This window comes from Nonomuraea sp. NPDC023979 (assembly GCF_040639085.1).
In the GTDB taxonomy this organism is placed as follows: Bacteria; Actinomycetota; Actinomycetes; order Streptosporangiales; family Streptosporangiaceae; genus Nonomuraea; species Nonomuraea ceibae.
Genome location: NZ_JBEZZG010000012.1, coordinates 73,745 through 93,295, shown reverse-complemented (window position 1 = coordinate 93,295; position 19,551 = coordinate 73,745). Strand labels below are relative to the sequence as shown.

The 19,551-nt window shown below is 74.4% G+C and carries 21 protein-coding genes; 9 read left to right on the top strand and 12 right to left on the bottom strand.

The annotated features are described in order from the left end of the window. Window positions 1–59 precede the first annotated feature (59 nt). Together AB0G11_RS22170 and AB0G11_RS22165 are read right to left on the bottom strand one after the other, a co-directional pair. Complete coding sequence (locus tag AB0G11_RS22170; RefSeq protein ID WP_357587837.1) at window positions 60–632, bottom strand: hypothetical protein; 573 nt, start codon at window positions 630–632, stop codon at window positions 60–62. A gap of 263 nt (window positions 633–895) precedes the next feature. Then, the gene (locus AB0G11_RS22165; RefSeq protein ID WP_357587835.1) at window positions 896–1,852 is read right to left on the bottom strand and encodes a LysR family transcriptional regulator; all 957 of its coding nucleotides are present in this window, start codon (window positions 1,850–1,852) and stop codon (window positions 896–898) included. Window positions 1,853–1,944: 92 nt separating this feature from the next. Here AB0G11_RS22165 and AB0G11_RS22160 point away from each other — a divergent pair, with 92 nt between their 5' ends. From AB0G11_RS22160 to AB0G11_RS22150, 3 genes are all read left to right on the top strand, one after another. Further along, window positions 1,945–3,114 carry an MFS transporter gene (locus AB0G11_RS22160; RefSeq protein ID WP_357587833.1) on the top strand — a complete coding sequence of 390 codons (1,170 nt, stop codon included), beginning with the start codon at window positions 1,945–1,947 and terminating at the stop codon, window positions 3,112–3,114. After that, the gene (locus AB0G11_RS22155; protein WP_357587831.1) at window positions 3,111–3,917 is read left to right on the top strand and encodes an alpha/beta hydrolase; all 807 of its coding nucleotides are present in this window, start codon (window positions 3,111–3,113) and stop codon (window positions 3,915–3,917) included. Before AB0G11_RS22160 ends, AB0G11_RS22155 begins: the two co-directional genes overlap by 4 nt. Window positions 3,918–4,001: 84 nt before the next feature. Further along, window positions 4,002–4,535, top strand: coding sequence for a signal peptidase II (locus AB0G11_RS22150; protein ID WP_219513055.1), 534 nt, complete (start codon window positions 4,002–4,004; stop codon window positions 4,533–4,535). A 16-nt stretch (window positions 4,536–4,551) separates the two neighbouring features. Here AB0G11_RS22150 and AB0G11_RS22145 read toward each other — a convergent pair whose 3' ends face one another. Then, complete coding sequence (locus AB0G11_RS22145) at window positions 4,552–5,181, bottom strand: TetR family transcriptional regulator C-terminal domain-containing protein (protein ID WP_357587829.1); 630 nt, start codon at window positions 5,179–5,181, stop codon at window positions 4,552–4,554. Window positions 5,182–5,247: 66 nt separating this feature from the next. On the opposite strand from AB0G11_RS22145, the gene AB0G11_RS22140 reads away from it, so the two are divergent. Further along, complete coding sequence (locus tag AB0G11_RS22140) at window positions 5,248–5,757, top strand: hypothetical protein (protein WP_357587827.1); 510 nt, start codon at window positions 5,248–5,250, stop codon at window positions 5,755–5,757. Window positions 5,758–5,797: 40 nt separating this feature from the next. Here AB0G11_RS22140 and AB0G11_RS22135 read toward each other — a convergent pair whose 3' ends face one another. Together AB0G11_RS22135 and AB0G11_RS22130 are read right to left on the bottom strand one after the other, a co-directional pair. Continuing rightward, a complete protein-coding gene (locus tag AB0G11_RS22135; RefSeq protein ID WP_357587825.1) occupies window positions 5,798–6,193 on the bottom strand; it encodes a VOC family protein in 396 nt (131 codons plus the stop codon). Continuing rightward, window positions 6,190–7,026 carry a helix-turn-helix domain-containing protein gene (locus AB0G11_RS22130; RefSeq protein WP_357587823.1) on the bottom strand — a complete coding sequence of 279 codons (837 nt, stop codon included), beginning with the start codon at window positions 7,024–7,026 and terminating at the stop codon, window positions 6,190–6,192. Before AB0G11_RS22130 ends, AB0G11_RS22135 begins: the two co-directional genes overlap by 4 nt. A gap of 72 nt (window positions 7,027–7,098) precedes the next feature. On the opposite strand from AB0G11_RS22130, the gene AB0G11_RS22125 reads away from it, so the two are divergent. Beyond that, window positions 7,099–7,962 (top strand): alpha/beta hydrolase, encoded by an 864-nt coding sequence (locus tag AB0G11_RS22125; protein WP_219513086.1) that lies wholly within the window; start codon window positions 7,099–7,101, stop codon window positions 7,960–7,962. A 46-nt stretch (window positions 7,963–8,008) separates the two neighbouring features. Further along, window positions 8,009–8,263, top strand: a complete 255-nt coding sequence (locus tag AB0G11_RS22120) for a hypothetical protein (protein ID WP_357587821.1) — start codon at window positions 8,009–8,011, stop codon at window positions 8,261–8,263. Window positions 8,264–8,266: 3 nt separating this feature from the next. Here AB0G11_RS22120 and AB0G11_RS22115 read toward each other — a convergent pair whose 3' ends face one another. Further along, window positions 8,267–8,701 (bottom strand): helix-turn-helix domain-containing protein, encoded by a 435-nt coding sequence (locus AB0G11_RS22115; protein ID WP_219513096.1) that lies wholly within the window; start codon window positions 8,699–8,701, stop codon window positions 8,267–8,269. Window positions 8,702–8,785: 84 nt separating this feature from the next. Here AB0G11_RS22115 and AB0G11_RS22110 point away from each other — a divergent pair, with 84 nt between their 5' ends. Beyond that, window positions 8,786–9,943 (top strand): MFS transporter, encoded by a 1,158-nt coding sequence (locus AB0G11_RS22110; protein ID WP_357587819.1) that lies wholly within the window; start codon window positions 8,786–8,788, stop codon window positions 9,941–9,943. 18 nt (window positions 9,944–9,961) lie between these two features. Here the strand turns inward: AB0G11_RS22110 and AB0G11_RS22105 are convergent, their stop codons facing one another. Beyond that, complete coding sequence (locus tag AB0G11_RS22105) at window positions 9,962–11,452, bottom strand: carboxylesterase family protein (protein WP_357587817.1); 1,491 nt, start codon at window positions 11,450–11,452, stop codon at window positions 9,962–9,964. Window positions 11,453–11,541: 89 nt separating this feature from the next. Between AB0G11_RS22105 and AB0G11_RS22100 the strand changes: the two genes are divergently transcribed. Next, entirely contained in the window at window positions 11,542–12,141 is a 600-nt protein-coding gene (locus AB0G11_RS22100) for a TetR family transcriptional regulator C-terminal domain-containing protein (RefSeq protein ID WP_357587815.1), read from the top strand. Window positions 12,142–12,174: 33 nt separating this feature from the next. Here AB0G11_RS22100 and AB0G11_RS22095 read toward each other — a convergent pair whose 3' ends face one another. Further along, window positions 12,175–12,528, bottom strand: a complete 354-nt coding sequence (locus AB0G11_RS22095; protein WP_219513124.1) for a VOC family protein — start codon at window positions 12,526–12,528, stop codon at window positions 12,175–12,177. A 99-nt stretch (window positions 12,529–12,627) separates the two neighbouring features. Between AB0G11_RS22095 and AB0G11_RS22090 the strand changes: the two genes are divergently transcribed. Continuing rightward, entirely contained in the window at window positions 12,628–13,485 is an 858-nt protein-coding gene (locus AB0G11_RS22090) for a cupin domain-containing protein (RefSeq protein ID WP_357587813.1), read from the top strand. Here the strand turns inward: AB0G11_RS22090 and AB0G11_RS22085 are convergent. The 4 genes from AB0G11_RS22085 to AB0G11_RS22070 are packed head-to-tail and all read right to left on the bottom strand — an operon-like array spanning window position 13,482 to window position 19,385. After that, window positions 13,482–14,063, bottom strand: a complete 582-nt coding sequence (locus tag AB0G11_RS22085; RefSeq protein ID WP_219513136.1) for a TetR/AcrR family transcriptional regulator — start codon at window positions 14,061–14,063, stop codon at window positions 13,482–13,484. The genes AB0G11_RS22090 and AB0G11_RS22085 overlap by 4 nt on opposite strands. A 41-nt stretch (window positions 14,064–14,104) precedes the next feature. Beyond that, entirely contained in the window at window positions 14,105–14,617 is a 513-nt protein-coding gene (locus tag AB0G11_RS22080) for a hypothetical protein (RefSeq protein WP_219513138.1), read from the bottom strand. Further along, window positions 14,614–18,987: a hypothetical protein gene (locus AB0G11_RS22075; protein ID WP_357587811.1), complete on the bottom strand. Its 4,374-nt coding sequence runs from the start codon at window positions 18,985–18,987 to the stop codon at window positions 14,614–14,616. Before AB0G11_RS22075 ends, AB0G11_RS22080 begins: the two co-directional genes overlap by 4 nt. Continuing rightward, window positions 18,987–19,385: a YbaB/EbfC family nucleoid-associated protein gene (locus AB0G11_RS22070; RefSeq protein ID WP_357587809.1), complete on the bottom strand. Its 399-nt coding sequence runs from the start codon at window positions 19,383–19,385 to the stop codon at window positions 18,987–18,989. The genes AB0G11_RS22075 and AB0G11_RS22070 overlap by 1 nt, the downstream gene beginning before the upstream one ends. Between the last annotated feature and the right edge of the window lie 166 nt (window positions 19,386–19,551).

The following is a 19,551-nucleotide window of genomic DNA, read 5'->3' as shown; positions in this document are numbered from 1 at the left end:
CGGTCAAATGAAAAACGGGGCCCGCCGGTGACGGCGAGCCCCTTGATGCGCTCTACACCTCAGCCGAGGATGACCGTGGCGTACCGGTATCTCGTGCTGCCGTTCTCGTCACCCCAGTGCGCGCGGCCGACCATGACCTCGCCGGGGGTGCCGTGCGAGTAGTGGCTGCTCTCCTTGAGGTTCCCCGTCCACACGTGGGCCGCCAGACGCAACTGCCGCCCCTGCCAGTGGAGGGTGGCGGGCCGGTACCGCGTGCTGCCGTTCTCGTCCCCCGTGTGCCACCTGCCGGCGATCGCCTGGTCGGCGGGCGTCTCGTAGAACGAGCTGCTCTCCTTCTGCGGCTCGCTCCACGCCCCCGGCGAGACCACGGCCTGCTCCCCGTTGACGAGGACCCGGCTGCAGTAGTAGGTCGTGTAGCCGTTCTCGTCGCCGCTGTGCTTGCGCCCCGTGATCACCTCGTTGAGCGGGCAGGTGAACGCCACGCCGCTCGACTCCTTGAACGTGGAGGTGTGCTGGAGCTGGGTCGTGATCGTCACCTCCGCGCTCTGCGAGGTGGTCGCGGCCGCGGGGGCCGCAGGCAGGGCGGCCAGGGCGGCCGTCGCCGCTACAGCGGATAGCACCTTCTTGTACACGCTCTTCGTCCTCCGGTTTCGTTTCCGATGTCGTCCGGTGGGCACCGAGTGCGTGAGCTTTTCAGCGCACGCCATCCCGCGCGATCGGTGACGCCCCGTTTGTCCCGTACTGCGGGCACGGCGCCTGGAAGGCGCCGCATGGGATGGTGATCACATGCTGGCCGCTGAGGCGCCGCCGATTCGTCCGCCTGACGGGTGATCTCCGATCCGCCGCGCGGATTACCTCCCGCCGGCGCGCGCGGGAGGTCTCGATCGCGTGAGGGTCAGCCGGTGGCCGGCGTGGGCTGGCTCGCCTCGGGCTCGGGCAGCCAGGCGTCGTCGGGCGCGGCGAGCCAGTCGTGGGCGGCGGCGAGGTCGTCCACGGCCTGGTGCAGGGCGCGCAGGCCGGGATGGTCGCCGTCGGCCCGCCAGATCATCATCCACGGGAACACCGCGACCGGCTCGACCAGCGGGCGCAGCACCGCGCCGGGGATCGCGGGCTGGGTGGTCAGGGTGAGGATGGTCGCGTCACGGTCGCGGATGTGCTGGGCGAGCTCGTCGCCGCCCCGCACGTGCGGGTGCGCCATCGCCGGGTCGACCCCGAACGGCGCCAGCAACTGCAGGACGGCGTGCTCCCACCCGGGAGTCGCGTGGTCGCCGGCCCGGATGCACGGGCTGGTGCCGCGCAACGACTCCAGCGGCACGGCGGGCAGCCTGGCGAGAGGGTGCAGCTCGGGCACCAGCACCGCGATGGGCTCGTGGCGTACGGGACGCTGGCGCAGGCCCTCGAGCGCGCCCGGGCCGCGGCCGAACGTGACGTCCAGCCGCCCGTCCAGCAGCAGCGGCGACGCCGCCTCGGTGCCGTTGTGGAAGCGGGCGAAGAACTCCACCTCGGGCGCGAGCCGGCGCGCGGCGGCCAGCACCAGCGCGGGCGTGAGGCCGGAGCCGACGACGTCGACGGTGAGCGAGCGGGGTTCGCCGCGCAGCTCCAGCATGGTCGCGTCGTAGAGCCCGAGGATCTCGCGGGCTCGCGCCAGCAGGAGGCGGCCCTCCGGCGTGAGCGTCACCCGGCGGGTGGTGCGTTCCAGCAGTTTGCGGCCCACCCGGTCCTCCAGCCTGCGCACGTCGCGGCTGAGCGCCTGCTGCGCCACGAACAGGCGCTGGGCCGCCCGGCTGAAGTGCAACTCCTCGGCCACGGCCACGTAGTGGCGCAGCAGGCGGATCTCCACGTCGTCAGGCATGCCTCCTTCCTAGCCGATTGACGCATCCGGTGCGTCAATCGGCTTCGAACAGGTGTTGGACCCGGGCGGGGCGCCACCACCAGGATCGAGGCATGGCCGGACGAGGAACGATCACGCTCAGCTACGGGCTGACGGGCGTCATGAACGCGCTGTGGGGCGCCACGCTCCCGGCGACCGACGCGCGCCTGGAGCTCGGGCCGGGCCGGGTCAGCGCGCTGCTGATGGCGCTGGCCGTCGGCGCGCTCGTGGCCATGCCGGTGGCGGGCCGCCTGGCCGACCGCTGGACCGGGCGGGCCCTGCTGCGCCTCTGCGCCCCGGCGGCGGCGCTCGCGCTGACCGGGCCGGCGCTCGCGGCGGACGCGAGGACGCTGATGGCCTCGGCGGTGGTGTTCGGGATGCTGTCCGGGCTGCTCAACGTGGCGCTCAGCCTCCAGGCGGCGGCCGTCGAGCGGGCGCTCGACCGGCCGATCATGGCGGGCGTGCACGGCGCCTGGACGCTCGGCGCGGTCGCGGGCGGCGCGGTCGTCACGGCGGCCCTGCGCGCGGGCGTCGACGTGCGGGTGCTGATGGCGGCGGGCGCGCTCGCCCTGGCCGCCGCCCTGGCCGCGGTGAAGGGCGCCCCGGACGCCCCCGCGCCCCCGGCCCCGCCCGTGCCCGGCACCCGGGCGCCGGGGCGGCTGCTCCTGCTGGGCGTGATCGGCGCGGCGGCGTTCGTCAGCGAGGGCGCCGCCACCGACTGGGCCGGGCTGCACGCCACCCGCGTCCTGGGCGCGGACCCGGCCACCGGCTCGCTCGTCTACACGGTCTTCTTCGTCGCGATGACGGTCGTGCGCTTCACCGGCGACGCCCTGCGCTCGCGGCTCGGCGCCGGCCGCACGATCCGGCTGGCCGGCTCGACCGCCACCGCCGGCTACGGCCTCGTCCTGCTCGCCGGCACGCTGCCCGCAAGCGCGCGGGTGGAGTGCGCGATGGCCGGCTGGGCGCTCGCGGGCGCCGGCATGGCCGTCGTCTGGCCGGTCGTGGCCAGCCGGCTGGGCGCCGCCGACGGCGCAGCCCGCCGGCTGTCGGCCGTCACCACCATCAGCTACGGAGGTGGCCTCGTCGGCCCCGCCCTCATCGGGTACGTCGCGACGACCGCGACGCTGTCCCTCGCCCTGGTGATCCCGGCGGCGCTCGCGCTGCTCGTGGCCACCGTCGCACCACCCCTGCTGAACGCGGTCACCAGAACCGCGTCCGACACCCTGTCCAGGAGGACATCATGACCGTTTCCACGCTCCGCGTCCCGGACGCCCGCCTGCACTTCGAGGTACGCGGCCGGGGCCCGCTCGTGGCACTCGTCGGCGCGCCGATGGACGCCGACGCCTTCGCCCCGCTGGCCGGCCTGCTCGCCGCCGACCACACCGTGCTCACCGCGGACCCGCGCGGCATCAGACGCAGCGTGCTCGACGACCCCGCCCGGGACTCCACCCCCGAACTGCGCGCCGACGACCTGCACCGGCTGATCGCCCACGTGGACGCCGGACCCGCCGTGGTGTTCGGCTCCAGCGGCGGCGCCGTCACCGCGCTCGCCCACGCCCAGGCCCACCCCGGGCAGCTGCGCGGCGTCATCGCCCACGAACCACCGCTCGTCGAGCTCCTGGACGACCGCGACAAGCTGCACGCCCAGACCGACGACATGGTCGCCGCCTACCTCGGCGGCGACGTCATCGGGGCGTGGGCGGCGTTCATGGCGCAGGCGGACATCGCGCTGCCCGAGGGGGCGCTGGAGATGATGTTCGGCGGCGAACGCGATCCGCAGCACGTCGCCGACGAGCGCCGCTGGTTCGCCCACGAGCTGCGCGGCACCACCCGCTGGCGGCCCGACCTGGGCCTGCTCCGCTCCGCGCCCGGCCTGGTCGTCGGGGTCGGCGCGGAGTCGGCCGGGCAGCTCTGCGACCGCGCCTCCCGCGCGCTGGGGAACGCGCTCGGCCTCGACGCCGTCGTGTTCCCTGGCGACCACACGGGCTTCGCCGACGACCCCGCGGCGTTCGCCCCCGTCCTGCGCGCCGTCCTGGCCCGGCTCTGACAGCTCCGGGCACGTACGCATGGGTCGGCGCTTTCGATCGATACGTAAGCGAAACCGCTAGATTGGGCGGGACAAGCTCATCGGATGGCGAGGTCGAAGGTGCCGATCGGACAAGATGCCCGCAGGCCGGGACGGTACACGTGGATGCTGGCGCTGGGCGCGGTCGTGCTCGTGGTGGACCAGCTCTCCAAGTTCTGGGCGCTGTCGGCGCTGTCCGGCGGCCGGACCGTCACGGTGATCCCGGATCTGATCCGGCTGCGGCTGCTGTTCAACCCCGGCGCCGCGTTCTCCATCGGTGAGGGCGTGACGTGGGTGTTCACGCTGACGGCCGCGGCGGCCGTCGGCGGCATCCTCTACACCGGGCGGCGGCTGCGCTCGTCCGCCTGGACCGTCGTGCTCGGCGCGCTGCTGGGCGGCGCCGCCTCCCACCTGCTCGACCGGCTGTTCCGCCCGCCCGCGTTCGCGCAGGGGCACGTCGTCGACTTCATCGACTACGGCGGGCTGTTCGTCGGCAACGTGGCGGACATCGCCCTCACCGTGAGCTGCGCCCTGCTCGTGCTGCTCACTGTGCGCGGCATCCCCCTCGGCGCGGAGGCCGGGGAGCGGCCCTCCACCTGACCTCCCCGGCCGTCCCTCAGGCGCCTTCGGAGGTCAGCGCGGCCAGGTGGGCGCGGAGCACGGCGAGCATGGTGCCGGGGTCGAGCCGGTCAGGATAGAACGCGCCCTCCAGCGACAGCCCGTCGAGCAGCGCGCACAGGCGGCGGGCCTCCACCGCGACGTCCGCGCCGGGCCGCAGCCGGGCCGACCGGCGCCCGCCTTCCAGGACCTTGGTGGTGAGCGCGAGCAGCCCGTCGTACAGCTCGTCGGCGTGGGCGCGCAGCTCGGGCCGTGAGCGGGCGGCGGCGGCGAACGACAGCCAGACGACGGCCTCCGTGCGGCGCTCGTCGTCCAGCGGCAGCATCTCCGCCAGCATGCTGACGACGGTCTCGCGCCGCTCGCCCTCGCTGATCGGCGCGGCCGGGTCCAGCAGCAGCTCCGCGTGCGCGGTCAGCCGGGCCAGCAGCCGCGCGGCCATCTCCCGCATCGCGAACACCATCAGCTCGGTGTGCCCGGCGAAGTAGTGCCGCACCGAGCCGATGGCCAGCCCGGCCTCGGCGGCGACGTTGCGCAGCGAGGCCTGCTCCAGGCCGTCGCGGCAGATCACGCGGAACACGGCCTCGGCGACGGCCTGCCGCCGTTCCTCCGGGTCGACGATTTTCGGCACCCCCTCTTTATAGCACGGCCATGCTATGTTCTGATTTAGCATGGTCGTGCTATCAACGGAGGTGTCATGAGCGGAACCCTGCTCGCGGTGGTCGTCGTCGTCCTGGTCGTCGCCGTGGTGATCCGGCGGTTCCGGGGGGAGCCGCTCAACGCCCGCGACCTGTTCGTCCCGCCCGTCGCGCTCGTCGGCATCGGCACGTACACCCTGGTCGACAACGTGCGGCCGGAGGGGGCCGACCTGGCGTGGGTGGTGGCCGGAGCCGTCACGGGCCTGCTGCTGGGCGCGCTGCGCGGGCTCACCCCGCGCCTGTTCGTCCGCGACGGCCACCTCTGGCAGCGCTACACCGCCCGGACGCTGCTCGTGTGGGCCGCCTCGGTCACGGTCAACGCCGGCCTCGGCGTCCTGGCCACGGCGGCGGGCACACCCGGCCAGATGCGCCCGATGACCCTGTCCATCGGCGTCAGCCTGCTAGGCGAGGGCCTGGTCCTGGCCCTGCGCGCCCGCACCACCGGCGCCTCGTTCGCCCCCGCCAAGGACGACTCCCCCCTCGACCGGCTCACCCGCCGCCGCCCCTGACCGGCGGACCGCGGTGGGGCCGGGCAGGCGTACGGGCGGCTCAGCGCGGGTCGCCGGTGAGGATCCACAGATGGCCGAACGGGTCACGGACCCGGCCCGAGCGCTTGCCGTACGGCCGGTTCTCGATCGGCACGACCACCTCGGCGCCGTGGGCGATCATGCGCTCGCCGACGGCGTCCGGGTCGTCGACCTCGATCTCCAGGAGAACGGCGGAGCCGCCGAGGTCATCGGGTGACAGCCACCCCCACGCGGGGACGGACGGCGAGACGCGGAAGGACGACGCGCCGAGGCGGTGGTCGATCACGCTGGGCCGGCCGTCGTCCTCCCGGGGAGCGCTGAACACCTGCTCAGCGCCGAGGGCGGCCTGGTAGAACGCCGACGCGCGGTCCGGGTCGGGCACGACGAGACGGGGACGGAGACGAAGGTCGGAAGTCATGCGCCCATCGTCGGGCCGGGCGGAGGCAGGGGTATTGAAGATTTGGGAACCAGACCTTCGGCACGCAGCCACTCGGCCGGCGCGCACCCGGCCATGGCCCGCCATTCCCGGGTGAAGTGCGCCTGGTCGGCGAACCCCGACGCCGCGGCCACCGCCGCCAGGCTGACCGTCCCGGCGCGGGCGGCGGCCACGAGCCTGCCCCGGGCGGCCTCGAACCGGAGGAGCCGCTGATACTCCTTCGGCGTCACGCCCAGCCCGGCCCGGACCGTGGCGCTCAGATGACGCCGGGAGCACCCGAGCAGCCGGGCCGCCTCCTGCACCCGGCCGGTCCCGGACAGCGCCGCCAGCGTGGCCCGCAGTCCGGGGCCGCCGGTGCTCGCCCGGTGCCGGGCCAGCCCGGCGATCAGCGCGGCTTCGACCAGCGCCCGGCGGCACGGCCAGGACCGGCAGGCCGCCAGCCGCTCGGGCAGGTGCGCCATCGCCGGGGCCACGTCGGCGAGATCGGCGACCTGCCCGGCCAGCGCCGACGCCGGCACCCCCAGCAGCGCGGCGGCGCCCGGCGGGCTCAGCGTCAGCCACACGCCGCGCGTCCCGCCCTCCTGCCGCAGCTCGGCCGGGTCCAGGTGCAGCCCGGCGACCACGGCCCGGAACCGTTCGCGCGAGGCCGGCCGCCCGAGCCACGCGATCTCCAGCGCGTCCGCCTCCGGGATCGTGATCGACACCGTGGACGAGGGCAGCCCGCGATGGAGGCCGGCCGGCCCGGGGCCGAGCTCGTACGGGCTCAGCGTCGCCACGAACGGCGCCAGAGCGGCGGACCTCTGCTGAGCAGGCACGACGGTCACCCCTCCACCCTAGGGCGGCCGGGCCGCCCGTTTGGCGTGATCGCGCCGGGGAACCCACGGTGGATGTTCAACGGCTTCACTCTCGACCACGTCGACGTCGGACCGGTGACGCTGCGCGTGCGCCACGGCGGGTCGGGCCCCGCGCTCGTGCTCCTGCACGGGCATCCGCGCACCCACGCCACCTGGCACAAGGTCGCCCCCGTGCTCGCCGAGCGGTTCACCGTCGTCTGTCCCGACCTGCGCGGGTACGGCCGTTCGACCGTCCCGGCCGACGAGCCGGAGCATGCGCAGATGTCCAAGCGTGCGATGGCGGGCGACGTCGCCACCCTCATGCGAACGCTCGGGCATCAGGAGTACGCGGTCGTCGGACACGATCGCGGGTCCTACGCGGGCTTCCGGCTGACCATGGACCATCCCGGCCGGGTACGGGCCTTCGTGAACATCGGCGGCCCGCCGATCGGCGAGGTGCTCGACCGGGCCGGGGCGACCTTCGCCCGGCTCTGGTGGCACTGGTTCTTCCTCGGCCAGACCGACAAGCCCGCGGACGAGGTGATCAACCGCGACCCGGACAGATGGTACGGCGACCAGCCCGACCACGTGGCCGACGAGGCGTGGCAGGACTACCGGGCCGCCCGCCGCGACCCTCGGACCGTCCACGCCATGTGCGAGGACTACCGGGCGGGGCTCACGGTGGACCGGCGCGACGACGCGGCCGACAAGGCCGCCGGCAGGAAGATCGGCTGCCCGGTGCTCGTCGTGTGGGGCAGGCACGACGACCTGCCGGAGCTGTACGACGGCGACCCGGCCGCCCCCTGGCAGGCGTGGGCCGCCGACGTGCGGGGATGCGAGGTGGACGCGGGGCACAGCGTGCAGGAGGACAACCCCGAGGCGCTCCTGGCCGCGATCGTCCCCTTCCTGTCGCGGTAGGCAGCCCCGGCCAGCCACCCCGGAGTGGCATGCCTCGACGACGGGCATGCACCTGCCCCGGACCGGCGAGGCCCGGTTCGGCTCGGCGGAACAGGCGCTGTTCCCGCACGGGCAGAGCCGGACCGCCGACTCCCTCGTCGCGACGCTCGCCACGCGCGCCGGCATGCTCGTCCTGCCCGAACAGGAACGTGAGGCGGCGCTCGACCGGATCCGCGCCTATCTGGCGGGCAGGCCGGAGACCGCGCTCGGCGAGTTCACCCTGCCGATGCTGACCGGAGTGCTCCGCGCCAGGCGCCTGTAGAGGTCAGACCTTCCGCACCAGCGTGCTCTCGGCGTCGAGGCGGGCGCCGTCAGCCCCGGCCGGCACGATCTCCGGCACCCGGACGCCGTGCCGGTCGACCAGCGTGGAGTGGGCCTCGCCGGGCGCGAACGCGTGACGCTCCCCCCACTGCCGCAGGGTGACGATGACCGGGAAGAGGTCACGCCCGGCGTCGGTGAGCACGTACTCCTGACGACGGCCCGACGGCGCAGCACGCTGCGCGAGGAGCCCGTGGGCGACGAGCTTGCGGAGCCGGTCGGTGAGGATGTTGCGCGCGATCCCGGTGCGCCGCTGGAACTCGGTGAACGACCGCGCCCCGTCCATCGCGTCGCGGACGACGAGCAGGCTCCACCGGTCACCGACCAGGTCGAGGGTGCGGGCGACGGGGCAGGCGGGGTCGGTCCAGCCGGGGTCCTGCATCGGCGACTCCGTTCGGTTGCGGATTGAAACCATCATGCCGTACGGTCCAAACAGTTGCAATCTACTACTGATTGGGTCGATGTGATGGATGCGTGGCGGCGTGCGCTGCTGGCGGTGGTGTGCGGCGTGGCGGTGGCGAGCGTCTACGCCGCGCAGCCGGTGCTGGAGCCGATGGGGCGTGATCTCGGCGTGCCGGCCGGGCTCACCGGGTGGATCGTGGCGATCGGCCAGCTCGGCTACCTGGCGGGGCTGGTGTTGCTGGTGCCGCTCGGCGACGTGGCCGACAGGCGCCGGCTCATCGCCGCGCACCTGGCGCTCACCTCGGCGGGCGCGACCCTGACGGCCTCGGCCCCGGCCGCCTGGGCGGCGCTCGCGGGGATGGCGGTGGCCGGGGTGTTCGCGGTCGTCGTGCAGACCACCGTGGCCTACGCCGCGTCGGTCGCGCCGCCCGCCGAACGCGGCCGCACCATCGGGGTCGTCACCTCCGGCGTCGTGATCGGCATCCTGGGCTCGCGGGTCGTCACCGGCCTGCTCGCCGACGCGTGGGGCTGGCGGAGCGTCTACGCCGTGCTCGCCGTGCTGTCGCTCGGGCTCGCGGCCCTCGTCCTCCTCGCGCTGCCGGCGGAGAAGCGGCCCGCCCGGCCCGTCACGTACGGGCAGGCCGTCGCCTCGCTCGGCAGGCTGTTCACGCAGCGGACCTTCCTGACGTACGGGTTCGTGGCGTTCTTCCTGTTCGCGTCGTTTGGCGCGCTGTGGAGCGGGCTGTCGCTGCCGCTGGCGGACGCGCCGTGGCGGCTGAGCGAGAGCCAGATCGGCCTGTTCGGCGTCGCCGGGCTGGCCGGCGCGCTCGGCGCGGCACGCGCGGGACGATGGGCCGACACGGGACGGGCGGTCCCCGTCACCGGCCTCGCGCTCGCCCTGCTCATCGTCTCCTGGGCGGCTATCGCGCAACTCCCCCGGTCGCTGTGGCTGCTCGCCGCCGGGATCGTCGCCCTGGACCTCGCCGTCCAGGCCGTGCACGTGAGCAACCAGCACCTCCTCACGCTCGCGCACCCGGATCGCACGAGCGGCGTCGTCGGCGGCTACATGGTCTTCTACTCGCTCGGCTCCGCCCTCGGCGCGGCCACGACCACCGCCGTCTTCACCACCCACGGCTGGGCGGGCTCCAGCCTGCTCGGCGCCGGGTTCGCAGCCTGCGCGCTGGCCGTCTGGGCCACCGGCAGCCGCGCCCGGCCCCGATGACCGGGCACAGCCGTCCGGTTACGGGAGATCGAAGGGGGCGGGGGCGTGGCCTTCCCAGATCTGGCGGGACGCCTCTTCGGGGTAGGGCAGCGTCTCCGACTCGGTGTCCAGGACGCGGGTGAGGCGCTCGCCGGGCCGGTGGGCGGGCCAGCCCGCGTCGCCGGTGGTGACGAAGCGGACCCATGCCTCCTGGAGCTCGCGGGAGAGCGCGGCGGCCTCGGGAGTGGGCTGCTCGCCGATGAGCTGGGCGCCGACGGGGCTGTCCAGCGTGCCGAACGCCAGCGGCATGTCCAGGCTGTGGCAGGCGCCCAGGATGCCGCCGCGGACCGGCGCGGTCCAGCACAGTTCGAACAGGTACGAGGTGCCGCCGGCTGCGGCGTTCGCCTCGGCCAGCTTCTGTGACGGCATGCGGAAGAGGGCGTCGGAGTACACCGTCTCCACCAGCTCCTCCGGGCCCGCCTGCGGGAACGCGGCACGGTAGGCCCGGGCGCCGTCCGGCTGCGGGGCGAGCAGTTCCAGGGCCGCGTGGGCGTCCTCCTCGGTGAAGGCGCCGTACCGGCCGCTCATGACGCTGAAGTACCGGAACTCGTCCCGGGTGTGGCCGACGACCAGTTCGGTCCCGTCGGCGCGTGCGCCGGTCAGCGCGGGCCAGGGCGTTTCCGGGAGGACCTCGCCGTCGACGACGGGGCACAGCGCGGTGCCGGTCTCCGTGAGGCGTCCCCAGCTCTCGCGGTGCGCGTGGAGGCCGGCGTTGAAGGAGGTGAGCTCGGCGGCCAGGCGCCAGGGGGCGATGTCGCGCAGGGCCTCGGCGGTGGGGGCCGCCGCGCCGAGACGGTCCGCGAACGCGGCGGTGACCTGCCGTGCCAGCGCGGGGGTGCTGTGCAGCCCCGGCACCGAGTGGGCGATGGCCCGCCGGAACAGGCCGCGCGCGGGCTTCATCGTCAGGAGGGCGGCGACCGAGCCCGCCCCGGCGGACACCCCGCCCACGGTGACCCGGCCGGGGTCGCCCCCGAAAGCGGCGATGTTGTGCTGCACCCACTCCAGCGCCGCGATCTGGTCGAGGAACCCGCGGTTGGGCGGTGCGTCGTCGAGGAACGCGAATCCCTCCGCGCCCACGCGGCAGTTGATGGTCACCACGACGACTCCCGCCTCGGCCAGCGCCGCCGGGTCGAACATCGGGTCGCTCGACGCCGCCGAGAGGTAGCCGCCGACGGGGATCCACACCAGCACCGGCAGTCCCGCCGCGCCGGGAACCGGGGTGCCGATGTTGAGCGTCAGCCAGTCGTCGCCCTGCGGGGGCACGTCGATCGGCAGGGACAGCGGCACCACGGGGCCGAACTCGACCGCCTGCCTCGTCCCCTCCCAACGGTGCGGCGGCGCGGGCGCGGCGAAGCGGAGCGGCCCGACCGGGGGCCGGGCGTAGGGGATGCCGCGGAACACCGCGTGCCCCTGCCGCCTGCGCCCCTGCACCACGCCTTCCGTGGTCCGTACCGTCGGCTCTCCTGACATGGCGATTCCTTTCCTGGAGTGGACCCCAGGATTATGGGTCAGGTGTATTATGTCAACTGTATTGGAACAGCCCCGAGGAAGGGCCGGCGATGCCGAAACAGGTGGACCACCGCGGACGCCGCGAAGCGATCGCCCGCGCGCTGTGGCGGGTGGTGGAGCAGCGCGGCGTCACGCAGCTGACGATGCGCGTGGTGGCGCAGGAGGCGGGCATGTCACTCGGGCAGCTGCAGCACTACTTCGCCTCCCGGACCGCCATGCTCTCCTTCGCCATGGACCTCGCGTCCGAGCAGACGTCGGCACGCGTACATCAGGGGCTGGAGAAGCTCGGTGACCGTCCGCACCCCCGTGACGTGCTGCGGCTGACGCTCGCCGAAATGCTCCCCCTGCATGCCGACGCCCGCGCGACCAGCCGGATGAGCGCCGCCTACGTCCTGGAGGCGCTGCACGACGAGGCCGTGCACGAGCAGGCGCGCCGCGGCCTCGTCCAGGGGCGGGCCCTCGTCGAGCGGCTGGTCCGCCAGGCGATCGCCGACGGGCACATCGACTCCGGCCGCGACCCGGCGACCGAGACCAACCTGCTCCTCGCCCTCACCGGCTTCACCTCCCTGATCGAACTCGACGTGATCGAGCCCCAGGACGCGCTCGCCGCGATCGACGCGCATCTGGACCGGCTGTTCAGCAGTACGTGACCTGCCCCCCCCGGACACGGGGGCAGGTCACGCTCAGTGCTTCCGCTCGCCCAGGACGCAGAACTCGTTGCCCTCCGGGTCGAGGAGGGTCACCCAGTGCTGCTCGTCCTGCACGGTGTCGGCGCGCCGGGCGCCGAGGGAGAGCAGCCGGGCGACCTCGGCCTCCTGGTCGTCGGGGCGGAAGTCGGGGTGGAGCCGGTTCTTCGACGTCTTGCCCTCGGGGACAGGCACGAAGAGCAGCCCCGGCATCCGGTCCGGTTCGGGCCGGATCTCGATGATCTCCTCGGTTTCGTCGACCACGATCCAGCCGAGAGCCTGGGCCCACCAGCGTCCGAGCGCGACGGGGTCGGCGGAGTCGACGATGATTTGTTCCCATTCCAGTGCCATGGGCCTGAGCATAGACAGGCTGCTTTGACAGTGATTCGGGCGGTCTGCTAGATCTAAAACGGAATCGGAATCCGAATCCGCTTTATCGAAAGGGCCGCCATGAGCAAGGACCGCTTCTTCGTGCTGGACGCCGGGGACTCCCGGCCCGCCCGCGTGCCTCTGCCGCCGCGGGCGAGCGTCAAGGCGAGCGCCGAGGACACCCAGGGCCGCTTCTCCCTCCTGGAGCTCCGCGGCGGCGGCGACGTCCCCCCGCACGCGCACGACGACTACGACGAGTTCGTGTACGTCATCGCGGGCGAGCTCGGCGTCGACGTCGGCGGCGAATCCCGTCGCCTGACCGCGGGGATGTGCGTCCTGCTGCCGCGCGGCGTCACCCGCGCCATGCGTGACCTCGGCGGCGACGCCTCCCCCGTGCACGCGCTGCGGGTGTCGGCGCCGGGCGGCCGGGAGGGTCACCTGGAGGACGCCACCGGGGCGGACCCGCGGGACGACTGGGGCGACCCGGACCGCTGCTTCGTGCTGAAGCCGGGCGAGGCGCGTCCGGGGCGCGTCCCCGTGCCGCCCGCGTTCTCCGTCAAGGCGCGCACCGCCGACACCGGCGGGCTGTTCTCGCTGCTGGAGGTGACGGTCGCGCAGCCGGTCCCCCGGCACACCCACCTGGTCGCCGACGAGTGCGTCTACGTGCTGGACGGCGAGCTGGAGATCGAGTTCGACGGCGCGGTCCACACCGCGGGCGCGGGGCAGTTCGTCCTGCTTCCGCATGGCGTGCCCCACGCGATCCGGCCGGGCCCCACGCCGCCGCCCCGGGTCGTCCAGATCTCGTCACCCGGAGGCTGGGAGAGCGTGGTGGAGGCCCTGATCGAGCACAGGTCCGAGGTGAGCAGGGCGGGCCGGTTCGACCCGGCGGCGCTCAACCGCCACACGCGCAAGCACCACGTCGTCTACGAGGAGAGCTAGCCGGTCGGCGAGGAGGGGCGGCCGGATCGCAGCGCGTCGAGGGCGAGCCTGACGAACCGCCGCCAGTCGCCGCTGCCCGTGCGGATCACCGCCGCCAGCCCGCACACGATCATGTAGACGTCGGTCACCGTGGCGTCGTCGCGGACCGAGCCGGCCGCGCGCCCGCGGTCGAGCAGCGTGCCCGCCAGGCCCTCCAGCGCGGTCCGGCTGTCGCCCGACGGCTCGGCCGAACCCATGGCCGACTCGATCGCGCCGGACAGGCCGCGGTCCTTGGCCAGCACCTCGCCGATGCCCGTCAGCAGCAGGTCCAGCCCGACACCGGGGTCGGGCGCGGCCAGGCAGCGCTCACGGGCGAAGTCCAGGATCTCCGCGAACCGGTGCTGCGCCGCCGCCTCGACCAGCGCCTGCCGGGTGGGGAAGTGACGGTAGACGGTGCCGATGCCCACGTCGGCGGCCTTGGCCACCTCCGCCATCTGCACCTGGTCGCCGAGCTCGGCGAACAGCTCGCGGGCCACCTCCAGCACGCGTGCTCGATTCCGTTCGGCGTCGGTCCGCGACTTGCTCCGGCTGGCTGGCACGATCGCAGATTACCAGCGCCCCGGCGCTCACCCCGGCCGCGTCAGGCTCCGGCGCGGGCGTTCACGGTGATCAGTCCGGCGGTGTGCAGGCTGGTCAGGAGCGTCCAGTCGTCGGCGGGATCGAGCCACACCTGAAGGCCGGCCGGGCCGGACGGCCGAGGGAGAGGACCGGCGGGCTCGTAGAAGGCGGAGACCAGGACCAGCGGGACCGGCGCCGTCCACCGGGCGGGCGCCGGGGGCTCGTGCCGGGGGCCGAGGAGCACGGCCCGCTCCTCGTCCGTGCACGCGCCGAGCCGCCCGGCCGCGAGCTCCGCCTGCAGCCTGACCTGGAGGTCGAGGGCGAGACGGACGCGGGCGGCCGCGCGCCCGTCCTCTCCGGGCCGCTCGGCGTAGCCAGGGACGAGCATCGCGACCAGCTCGGCGGGCTCGCTCGCGTAGCCGCGGAGCCTGCCGCCCGCGTGGATCATCTCGAAGCGGTACGGCAGGCCGTCCGGTCCGACTGGTGCGGCCGGGGGCGGCTCCGCCGACGACGGGTTGGCGATGATCACGCTCATGGGGTGCCTTCCGTGGCCCAGCGGGTGGCGGCGTACAGGGCGGTGAGCTGCTCCTTGTCGGCGGCCCGCCAGAAGATCTCGTCCATCAGGCTGCGGAAGGACAGGCTCCCCGCCTCGGTGCGGTCCTGCGCCGGGTCCCGGAAGTGCCCGGCGTGGGCGCCCAGCGGGTCGGGCTCGCCCCGGTTCGGCAGGTGGTCCAGCGTCGCGTTGCGGAACGCCGCCTCGACCAGGCCGAGCGACACCTTCACCTGCGCCTGGATCACGGCGGCGTCGAGCGAGCCGTCCCACAGCCGCAGCTCGATGTGGTCCGCCGCGGAGCCCGTCATGGCCTGCATGTTCACCGCGGAATCATGACCGCTGTTGCCGTGCCGCACCGGCCCGATCTCCGCATAGCCCTCCGTGGGCACCGCGTTGGGGCGGCAGTGCTTCAGGCCCCGGTGGCTGTCCGCCTCCGGGTTGTGCGCGAGCCTGAACAGCGTGTCGGTGTGGTGACCGACGTGGACCAGCGTGCTGACGTAGTTCTCCACGATGTGGTCGAAGTCGTGCGTGCTCACGTGGACGTGCCCGCCGGTCCGGGGCCCGGCCGTGCCGCCGTGCGCCCGGATGATCTCGACGGCGGTGCGCAGGTTCGCCCAGGTCGCCGGCTCGTCGTACAGGATGGGCGAGACCAGCTCGCCCGCCACCGTGCCGTCCTGCTCCAGCGCCCACAGGCCGAGCCCGCCGTTCGCGCCCGCGCTGTAGCCCCGCTTCTTCATCGTGTGGTAGCCGTGCTGCACGGCGTCGCCGGTCAGCCCCGCCTGGTGCAGGGCGCGGGCGATGTCCTCCAGGCGCCGGGACGAGACGCCTTCCGGCAGCTCGAACTCCAGCTCCAGCCCGAACCCGCGCCCGCCCTCCCGCGCGCCCAGCGACGCCGTGGCATCGTCGAGCATGTACGGGATCACCGGCTCGCCGCTCACGGCCCGTTCCACGGCCCGGTCGTAGGCGTCACGGAACGCCGCGAAGTCCCTGGTGTACGACACTTCCGGGCGATCCGGCCAGCGCTGCCAGGCCCGGACGCGGGACTCCAAGGAGGCGACGCGCTCCCGTTCCATCGCGGCCAGCGGATCGGGGCCCGCCAGCAGGGAGCGGACGCGGCGCAGGACGGGATTCTGCTCGGGGCGCGTCTGCTGGGCCGCGTCGAGCTCGCGGCTCGCGGCCCGCAGCGCATCCCGGTGCGCCGAGGGCGGCAGGTCGTGCAGGCCGGGCGGGACGGCCGGCGGCCGGGGCGCGGCGGCTCCGGCGTCCCCGATCAGGGCGTCGAGCACCTGCTGCCGGCCGACCGGCGCGAACAGGTCGAAGCCCCGCTGCTGCACCTCGGCGGCCCGGTCCGCCAGCCGTTCGACGGAGTAGCCGAGGCCCGCGTCCACGGCCAGGCGGCGCAGCGGCTCGAACACCGGCAGCCGCGACGGCGCCTCCGAACCGGTGATCTCGGCCAGCCGGGACAGCGCCCGCGCCGCGTCGTCCGCCGGCCGCGTGACGCCGTGCTCGGCCGCGACGCGCAGCCCGTCCCACAGGTACGGGTCCCGCGTCCGGTGGGCGGTGAGCAGGTCGGCCAGCTCGCGCGGGCCGGACACCCGCGTCAGGTCGGCGCCGTGCCGGTGCGCGTCGGCGGCCAGGTGGAGCAGCTGCTCGACCGAGTCCCCCTGCCCCACCTCAGCGGCCAGCCGCTCCAGCGGCGGCGTGTCGCCCTCCTGGCGGGCGGCGAGGTCGTCCAGGAGCGCGAGCAGGCGCGCCTCCGGCTCGCTCAGGCCGGTCAGGGCGTGCCGCTCGGCCAGCAGCACGCCGTCCCACAGGGCCGGATCCTCGCGCCGGAACGCGTCCATGGCCGCCAGGAAGTCCGCCTCGCCCATCGCCCCGCGCGGGAAGTGGCCGTTCTGGTGAGCCGCGCGGAAGACCGGCAGCAGCTCCCTGATGTCGCGGATGCCGTACCGGTCGAGCACGGGCTTGGTGTAGCTCCTGACCCGGCTGGAGGTGACGGGCTCCCCCATCACGTCGATCATGATCCCGATCGTGCGCGCCTGGTCGGCGTCCGCGTCGTGGAAGGAGAACCGGAGCTGGTTCCTGAACCCCGTCCAGCGGTACGAGTCCGCCCCCATCATCCGGTCGAGCACGGCGGTCAGCGACGCGCGGTCGGTCGCGGCTTCCGGGGCCATCTCGTACCGCTGGGCGTCGCCGAACACGTCGACCAGGGCGTCGATCTCGCGATCCAGGCCGACGTCGCGGGCGAGATCCTGGACGGCGCGCGCCGGGTCCGGCCCGCCGAGGCTGCGGCTCATGTGGGCCAGGGCGCGGGCGGTCGCGTCGTCGCGCCGGGTGGTGGACAGCCGCTCGGCCAGTTGCCGGCCTTCGGCCAGGAGGACCTCGTCGGACGGGCCGCTGAGCAGCCGTTCGATCCGGTTCTGCGGGCCGGGGGTCCAGCGGTGGACGATCGCCGCGGCCTCGGCGAAGTTCCGGGGGCGGGGGTCCGCGATCGGCGAGTGAACGTCGGGCCCGTGCTGCGCCCCCGCCGGATACGCCCGATCCTGCACGGCGGTCCCGCCCGCCGCCGGTGGCGCGCCCTCGCGCACGGGGGTCGCCGGCGTGGGGGCATGATCGGCCGCGAGCATCGACGCCACCGGCCGCTCCCGCTGAGACGCCGCCCCCTCGGGCCGGTCGCGGGTGGTCGCCAGGGCCCCTGCTTCCGGGCCGGGGGCTGCCGCTTCCGGTTGGTCGCGGGGTGTGGCGGGGGCTGCCGGTTCCGGCCGGGGGGCGGGTGGGGGCGGGTTCTGGTCGCGTGCTGGTGGGGGTGCGTCCGCGCGGGGGTGTTCGGGCCGTTCCGGTCCGGGCTCGCCGCCGGTGGCGGTCTCGGGGGACGCGACGACCGTCGCCGGGATGGTGGCCGGAACCAGGGAGGCGCGCGGAAGCTCCCCCGGGCCCGCGGCATCGGCGCGGGCGGTGGTGGCCGCGCTCTGGCTGTACGGGGTCCGCTCGGCGGGAAGGCTCTGCGGGGCGCGCTCGGCCGGCAGGTTACGAGCCCGCTCCCCCGGCAGGTCCTGCGGGGCGCGCTCGGCCGGGCGGTCCTGCGGGGCCCGCTCGGCCGGGCGGGTGTGCGGGGTGCGGTCGCCGGGATGGGGCTGCGGTGCGCGGTCACCGGGCGGCTGGTGCGGGGGGCGCGTCGGCGCGGCACGATCGGCGGGGGGCAGCGGCGTGTCGTGGCGCCGGACGACCTCGCCGGCGAGGGCGCCGTTCGGGAGCACCTGCGGTCCGGCGTCGTCCGGGGCTCTGGGGGCGGGCGGCGGGGCGGTGTCGGCGTGGGCGGCCCCGGCGAGCGAGGTCTCCCCGAGGGCGGGCCGGGCGGGTGGCGGTGAATCGCCGGCCGGGTGCGCGGGGCCGCCGATCTCGCCGATGGCCGCCATCGGCAGGTAGCTCACCCGGGCCGACGCCGGGACGTCGAGCCCGCCCGCCACGCCGGAGATGAACGCGTAGCCGAGGTGCGAGGCGTCCAGCTGCCCGCTGGCCGCCAGTGCGGGGACGGCCCCGGCGGTGCCCGCCGCCCCGCCCAGCAGCGCCTGGCCGTACATGCTCTGCCCGATCGCCACGATCTTGTCGCGGACGGCCAGCTCCGCCCGGGACGCGACGTACACCATCTGCTTGCTCAGCAGGCGGGAGAGGGCGGCGTTCGCGCCGCCGAACAGCACGCCGGTGAGTGCGCCGCTGCCGGTCGACATCGCCAGCGAGGCGAGGTCGAAGTCCCCCGCCTCGCGGTCGCCCCAGAGCTGCTGGGCCACCTGCACGCCGAGGTCCAGGCCGCCCATGATCCCGGCGAACTTCAGCGTGTTCAGCAGCATGAGCCGTTTGATCGTCTGGATGCTCACCTGGGTCATCAGCGTGTGGTGCCTGATGAGCGCGAGGACGGCCGGGCCGTTGACGTAGATCCACACCAGCAGCCTGACGATCATCACGCCGAGCAGCGCCAGCGCCGCGTAGATCATCCACTCGGCGTGCTGCATCCGCACGCCGTGCGTGCGCAGGGCCTCCGCCTCGTCGCGCAGCGCCCGCTCCAGCACGTCGAGCACCGCTTCGCCGGAGACGGAGCCGGCCTCGCCGCCGAGGGACTCGAAGGCCTTCTCGAACGCCTCCTTGGCGACGCCCTCCCATTCCCCGCTGCGTAACAGCCGGGTGACCGCGCCGGCGTCCTCGGCCTTGATCCCGGCCAGCAGGTCCGCCAGCCGCTCCAGCGCCTGCGCCTCGGCGAGGAGCCCGCCGACGTCGGCCCCGGGGAACGCGCCGCCGGTCAACGGCTTGGCCAGCGGCTTGACCACGTCGGGCACCAGGCTGAGGTCCAGCCCCATCAGCGCGCGTCCCCCCGCGGCTGCGCCGGGCCGGCACCGGGGAGGAACGCGTCGAGGTCCGTGCCCTCGCCGAACAGGTCCTCGAACGGGAGGTCCGGCACGAACGGCGCCATCAGCTCCTTCATCTCGCCGGACACCTGCGTGGTCGCCCGCCCGATCTGCTCGACGAGCACGGCGGACAGCTCCGAGGGCGACAGCCTGCGGTAGACGCGGGGGTCGAACTCGATGGACCGGACCTCGCCGCGCGGGCCGACGGTCACGGTGACCAGGCCGTCCTTCGACGTGGCCGTGGCCGACAGCTCCCGGGCCCGCTCGCGCATCCTGCCGAGCTGTTCGGTTTGCTGGTTGACCTCCTGGACGAGTTGCTCCAGCAGCCGCCACGGCTCGTCTGTCGGCATGTGTATCCCTCATGTCCCCTCTGCAACATCAGTCCCACAATTACCATCGTTTCCCCGGTTTTGTGGGATTTGTCGAGTACGGGCGCGGACCGGGCCGATCCGGTGGCAGCGACGGCATGGCATCCCTCATCATGACGGTGAGCGACGGTACGCATGCGTATCGTCA